Source organism: Luteolibacter sp. (genome assembly GCF_058122085.1).
Map to the genome: position 1 here is coordinate 1 of NZ_JBIKBQ010000180.1, position 4,008 is coordinate 4,008.

The window sequence follows — 4,008 nt, forward strand, 5'->3', positions numbered from 1 at the left end:
GAAGGTGGCGAGAAGGCCTTGGGCGAGGTTTTCCGCATCGGTGGAGTCTCCAAGCAGTGCGAGCGTCGCCATCACCGCGAGAGCGAGCCGCCGCGTTCCATTGATTGTATTAAAAGATTCGGGCATGTAACGCGTCACGATACGCGTCACGAGAAAGCGCCCTTTCAGAGAATATTCCGCTGCTGATTTTCCCTGATTGCTGGAGGCCATTAATTGATTGAGTGAGGCGGAATTTGCCTTTTGTTTATTGGGGATCTGGACGTTTTCCAGCGCCGGGAAAGCTGCCTTTCACACGGTGGATTCCCATTACCATGGCAGAAACGGAGAAGCTTGGGAATGAACCAGGCTTCAAGGAATTTGCTTTATGCGGGAGGCCCCTGAAAGAGCCATTGGGTCGGACCGGCCTGCCTGTCGTCTTGTCCGCCGTAGCTTTAGCGAAGGAGGAAGCCTTCTTGGCCTTCGTAGCTTCAGCGAAATAGGCGGCGTAGACCGGAGGGCGGGGAAATGGGGGTTGCCGGGAATCCGGCGAGTTGGCATCCATCTTCAATCTACTGGCAAAGGCACTCGATGAAGCATGAAAGGAGAACCAAATGTGAACGTGCGAGGCCTGACCCCATTTACGGTCGGCTCCCCCTGTGAGTGAAACAGGCCGACGCTCATGAGGGCGAGCCAGAGGGCGGCAACATTTCGGATGGCGGGCGGGAATGGCATGGTCATGATTTTTTCTTGGGAAAACGGGTTGGTGGTTGATCGGGTGGCCCGGCTCTCATTCCAAGGTCAGAACAGCCGGTGTCCGCGTGAGGCGCACGTCAGGCATCGTCAGCAAGCCGTTGTTGTTGGTCACCCTTCCTTGCTGCACCAGCTTTCCGCCCTCCGTCAGGCTCCAGCGGTATTGCCGACCCGGTACCACCGCGAACCGTTGCAACCGCCGCAGCGTGATATCCGCGGTTGCGGTGCGCTCCCCAGCTTCATCCGGAGGTGCGATCCATAGCGCCATGGAAAAACGATTCCAATCGTCAACCCTGTTGTCCCAGCGAAACCACAGGTTGCTCTGGCCCGATTGGTCGGGAGACGTCTCGTCCTTGAAGCCGGGATAGCGGTTGTCGCTCGTGGCACCGGTGAACACGGGATAGGCCTCGTTGCGGCGGATGGATAGCCACGGATAATCATAAACGGAAAACGGGTTTTCCAGTCCGATCCTGTGGGCGTCGTGCCCCCAAGGCACCCACGCGAACGCCGCCGCATAGCGGTTTTCCCGCAGATACGCCATCAGCTCTTCCTGCCCTTTTGAATATTCGTCGCGGTGGGACAACAGGTTGAGCAGCGGCGGTAGATCCGGAACCTTGCGGTCGAACAAACGCGTCCGCACGTGTGGGATCCCGGCGGGGACTATCACCGCGGCGGCAGCGAAGACATCCCCGTGGCTGAGACCCAGGCCGAGCGTGCCGCTGCCACCCATCGAGATGCCGTTCAGGTAGATCCGGTTCCGGTCGACGCCGAAACGTCCGACCACCCATTCGATGGTGGCCATGACCCGTTTCTCGGTCGGGGACAGCTCGTTGCGGTAACGGTCGGGGTTGCGGGAAATCTCCTCCGCGCCCCACCACCAGTCGTTGCGGTTTTTCGCGCAATCGAGGGACAGGACATGGAAAGTTTCATCGCCATAGAAACCGCGTTCGGCATGGGGCGCACAAATCGGCCGGAACAGTTCGTTGCCGTCCCCGCCCGCCGAATGGAGGACCACGCAAAGCGGCGGAGCGTCCGTCGACCTTCCCGGCAGCAGCAGGCGGAAGGTGTCGTTCTGCGCTTTCCCGTATCCCCAGGACCCGAGGCTCGCGTGCTCGTAAGTTTGCAGGGTTCTCCCGAATGCGGTTCCTTCGCTCACTTTCCGGGGCTGGAGCGATGACTGATCCTTTGCCGCCCCGTCGAGTTGGATGCCGAGGGTATCCGCGATGGAAAGTGCCGTCGCCACCGCCAGATGCCGGTATCCTTCCTCGTTGAAATGCACGCCATCCGCATCATGCCAGGTGGCGAGATTCGGCAGGGCGAGCGCGTGCAGGTCGTTGATCCGCACCCCCTGCGCTTCCATCTGATCGCGGGCCGCCTTGTTGTTCGCGCTGATCAGCGCTTTTGTTCCTTCGCCGTATGTCGTGAAGGGCGTTGTGGTGGCGAAGATCACCTTTCCGGCGGCCGGCTTGATGATGCGCAGCATGCCCTTCAGGTTGGCGACGTATTCCTTCGTTGTGGAGCGGCGCTTGAACAAGGCGGGATCCCGATCTGCCAAGGACGGCATGACGATCTCGCCCTTGTCCAACAGGTGAACATCCCAGATGCCGAAGTTGAAATGGACGACGTCCCATTTCCCATTGCCGATCCACTTCGCGACGTTCTCAAGGCCATATCCCGAAAAGCGGCAGTTTTCCGGCGGCCGGGACACCTCCGCCTTGCCCGCCAGCAACTGCTTCACCTTTTCCGTGTAACCGATCGAAATCGAATCGCCGATGATTAGCACCTTCGGCAAATCCTCCGCGCGGATCATGCCCGCCGCGCATACGATCGCGGCGAGCACTGACGCTGATTTTCTTATGACTGCTAGGAATTTGCTTTCTGCGGGAGGCCCCTGAAAGAGCCATTGGGTCGGACCGGCCTGCCTGTCGTAGCCTCGGCATAGACTGGAGGGCGGGGAAATGGGGGTTGCGCGGTAGGTGAAGCCCTTGAGGGTGATGTGTTTCACCGCTTGTTTGGACGTACCCTTGAACTCGACGAGGTGGCGGAGACGGACGACTTCGACGTTGGCCTTCGCGAGATCCATGGCGGGCTCGGGCTTGAAGTAGAGCGTGCGGGTTTGCGCGTTGTGGAACCACTCGCCGGGGGCATCGAGTTCCTCGAAGATGTTCTCCACCATGCGGAACTCCGGGTGCATGCCCATCTGGCGGTTGTTCTGCCAGCCGCCTTCGTAGGCGACGCCTCCATCGGGATTTTTGCCGGTGATGCGGTAGTGATAGCCGCCCCAGCGATGGACCTGCATGGCGTGGATGTATCCGCCCGCGGGATCCGCCCATTTCGCGGCGCGTTCCTTGGAAAAGGCATCCGCGGAGTAGCCCTGATAGGCGGCGGTGGGCTTGTTCGGATCAAAGTTCGGATAGCGGGCCATGCGCTGGCGCTGGCCGTCGATGAAGAGCTGGTCGATGGACAGGCCTGCGGGCGTGAGGGCCTTGAAGGTGCCATTAGCTTGCGATTCCCATTTCAAGTCGAGCTTCAAGCCACCGCTGATGATGGCCTTGCCTTCGTTCAATGCCTGATAGATCGCCGGATTTTTCTCCGAGCCGGAATCAGCGGGAATGAAAGCCAGCGTTTCCGGCAGGTAATACACGCCATCGGCCACGGTCACGGTGACGGGCTCCTTGCCAGCCAGCCGGCGGGCGGCATCACGCGCGGCGGCGAGGCTTTGGAATGGCGTGGAGCGCGTGCCGGGATTGGCATCATTGCCGGTGGGTGCAACGTATAACCCGGCGGACCACGCGGCGGAGGTGAGCGTGAGACAGCTCGGGATGCAGACGGCGGTGCGGGACAGGTGGTTCATGGCGTTGTAAGGTTTTCAATGGGCCGCGCTGTGTGATTACGCAGAGGTGGGATTCCGCATGCGGCTTCCACGGTCAGTTCCTGCCGGGCGGGGTTTGAATCAAAGGAATCAAGGCCTCGGCCCAGATCTGATAGCCTTTCTCTGACGGGTGGCAGAAATCGGGCATGATTTCCTGGGTGAGGTGGCCGTCGGGTTGGAGCATCTTCGGGCCGATATCCACCAAGGTGTATCCCTTATCCCCGGCGAACCGGGCAAGCAGGGTATTGGTTTCCATAATCAGCTTCCGTCGGGGATGATCCGGGAAGAGGATTTTTTTTCGTTAAAATGTTAAAATCGATTGGTGCTGGTTGATCGGGCGATGTTCCGACATCGCCTGTTTGAACAAACGTTTCAAATCAACCAACACCATGAGTAAACAGACAGGG

The 4,008-nt window shown here is 59.8% G+C and carries 2 protein-coding genes and 1 pseudogene; all 3 read right to left on the minus strand.

The annotated features are described in order from the left end of the window. Nucleotides 1-210 (minus strand): hypothetical protein (locus tag AC4DF4_RS18005; protein WP_490049487.1); only part of this gene is annotated, 210 nt, incomplete at its 3' end. 556 nt (nucleotides 211-766) lie between these two features. Further along, on the minus strand, nucleotides 767-3,583 hold the full coding sequence (locus tag AC4DF4_RS18010; RefSeq protein ID WP_490049488.1) for a GDSL-type esterase/lipase family protein: 2,817 nt from the start codon (nucleotides 3,581-3,583) through the stop codon (nucleotides 767-769). Nucleotides 3,584-3,656: 73 nt separating this feature from the next. Next, nucleotides 3,657-3,884: pseudogene (locus tag AC4DF4_RS18015) on the minus strand (hypothetical protein); the annotation flags it as partial. Nucleotides 3,885-4,008 lie beyond the last annotated feature (124 nt).